This is a genomic window from Escherichia sp. MOD1-EC7003 (assembly GCF_002965065.1).
Classification (GTDB): Bacteria; Pseudomonadota; Gammaproteobacteria; order Enterobacterales; family Enterobacteriaceae; genus Escherichia.
Window position 1 is genome coordinate 1 of record NZ_PTRE01000053.1, and the last position, 2,219, is coordinate 2,219.

3 protein-coding genes are annotated in these 2,219 nt (G+C 57.2%); all 3 read left to right on the forward strand.

The window, feature by feature from the left end; genetic code table 11:
- Nucleotides 1–92: 92 nt before the first annotated feature.
- Nucleotides 93–473 (forward strand): IS66-like element accessory protein TnpA, encoded by a 381-nt coding sequence (tnpA, locus tag A7090_RS10255; protein WP_001466366.1) that lies wholly within the window; start codon nucleotides 93–95, stop codon nucleotides 471–473.
- Complete coding sequence (gene tnpB / locus A7090_RS10260) at nucleotides 470–817, forward strand: IS66 family insertion sequence element accessory protein TnpB (protein WP_000612591.1); 348 nt, start codon at nucleotides 470–472, stop codon at nucleotides 815–817. Before tnpA ends, tnpB begins: the two co-directional genes overlap by 4 nt.
- A gap of 49 nt (nucleotides 818–866) precedes the next feature.
- On the forward strand, nucleotides 867–2,219 hold a 1,353-nt coding region (tnpC, locus tag A7090_RS10265; protein ID WP_105273955.1), incomplete at its 3' end, for an IS66 family transposase.

Sequence of the window (2,219 nt, forward strand, 5' to 3'; positions counted from 1 at the left end):
GTAAGCGTACAGCCTGAACCGTCTGGTCAGAATCTGACGAATTAGACAAAGTGGTGTCCACCAAATAAGTAGTGGGAACCAAAGTGTCAGATATGCAGAAAAATGTGACTCCCGGCAGGCGAAAAGGCTGCCCTAATTATCCTCCCGAATTTAAACAGCAGCTCGTTGCTGCCTCCTGTGAACCCGGGATATCCATCTCAAAACTTGCTCTTGAAAATGGCATTAACGCCAATCTGTTGTTCAAATGGCGACAACAATGGCGCGAGGGAAAGCTGCTATTACCTTCTTCAGAGAGCCCCCAGCTACTTCCTGTGACTCTCGATGCAGCTGCCGAACAGCCAGAATCGCTCGCAGAGGACCCGAAAACCCTCAGTATCAGCTGTGAGGTAACGTTCCGGCACGGGACGCTCCGCTTCAATGGCAATGTCAGCGAAAAGCTCCTGACTCTGCTGATACAGGAACTGAAGCGATGATCCCGTTACCTTCCGGGACCAAAATTTGGCTGGTTGCCGGTATCACCGATATGAGAAATGGCTTCAACGGCCTGGCTGCGAAAGTACAGACGGCGCTGAAAGACGATCCCATGTCCGGCCATGTTTTCATTTTCCGGGGCCGCAGCGGCAGTCAGGTTAAACTGCTGTGGTCCACCGGTGACGGACTGTGCCTCCTGACCAAACGGCTGGAGCGTGGGCGCTTCGCCTGGCCGTCAGCCCGTGATGGCAAAGTGTTCCTTACACAGGCGCAGCTGGCGATGCTGCTGGAAGGTATCGACTGGCGACAGCCCAAGCGGCTGCTGACCTCCCTGACCATGCTGTAAATCTCTTTATCCTGGTTGTCACAGAATAAGCCCGGTAAAATACGGGCTTATGAACGACATCTCTTCTGACGACATCTTCCTGCTGAAACAGCGCCTGGCCGAACAGGAAGCGCTGATCCACGCCCTGCAGGAAAAGCTGAGCAACCGGGAGCGCGAAATAGACCATCTGCAGGCGCAGCTGGATAAACTCCGCCGGATGAACTTCGGCAGTCGTTCCGAAAAAGTCTCCCGCCGTATCGCACAAATGGAAGCCGATCTGAACCGGCTTCAGAAAGAGAGCGATACGCTGACTGGTAGGGTGTATGACCCGGCAGTACAGCGTCCGTTGCGTCAGACCCGCACCCGTAAGCCGTTCCCTGAATCACTACCCCGTCACGAAAAGCGGCTGTTGCCTGCGGCGCCGTGCTGCCCGAACTGCGGCGGTTCACTGAGCTATCTGGGCGAGGATACCGCCGAACAGCTGGAGTTGATGCGTAGCGCCTTCCGGGTTATCCGGACGGTACGGGAAAAACATGCCTGTACTCAGTGCGATGCCATCGTGCAGGCACCTGCACCTTCGCGGCCCATCGAGCGGGGTATCGCCGGACCGGGGCTGCTGGCCCGCGTGCTGACCTCGAAGTATGCAGAGCACACCCCGCTGTATCGCCAGTCAGAAATATACGGCCGGCAAGGTGTGGAGCTGAGCCGTTCACTGCTGTCGGGCTGGGTGGATGCATGCTGCCGGCTGCTGTCTCCGCTGGAAGAGGCGCTTCATGGCTATGTGCTGACTGACGGTAAGCTCCATGTTGATGACACGCCTGTCCCGGTGCTGTTGCCAGGCAATAAGAAAACGAAGACCGGGCGGTTGTGGGCGTATGTTCGTGACGACCGTAACGCCGGGTCAACGCTGGCGCCGGCGGTGTGGTTCGCTTACAGCCCGGACAGAAAAGGCATCCATCCGCAGACCCATCTTGCGGGGTTCAGTGGTGTACTGCAGGCGGATGCATACGCCGGGTTGAACGAGCTGTACCGGGATGGCCGGATAACGGAAGCCGCCTGTTGGGCTCACGCCCGCCGTAAAATCCACGATGTGCACGTTCGCACCCCGTCAGCCCTGACGGAGGAAGCGCTGAAACGGATCGGCGAACTGTACGCCATCGAGGCAGAGATAAGGGGAATGACGGCGGAACAGCGCCTTGCCGAACGTCAGTTGAAAACGAAACCGCTGCTGAAATCCCTGGAAAGCTGGCTGCGTGAAAAGATGAAAACTCTGTCGCGACACTCAGAACTGGCGAAAGCGTTCGCATACGCCCTGAACCAGTGGCCGGCGCTGACGTACTATGCAGATGATGGCTGGGCTGAGGCGGACAATAACATCGCTGAAAATGCGTTGCGGATGGTCAGTCTGGGCCGCAAAAACTAC

Excerpts from the sequence above, each read along its gene's own strand:
- tnpB (WP_000612591.1), top strand. The coding sequence starts at position 470 with ATGATCCCGTTACCTTCCGGGACCAAAATTTGGCTGGTTGCCGGTATC.
- tnpA (WP_001466366.1), top strand. The coding sequence starts at position 93 with ATGCAGAAAAATGTGACTCCCGGCAGGCGAAAAGGCTGCCCTAATTAT.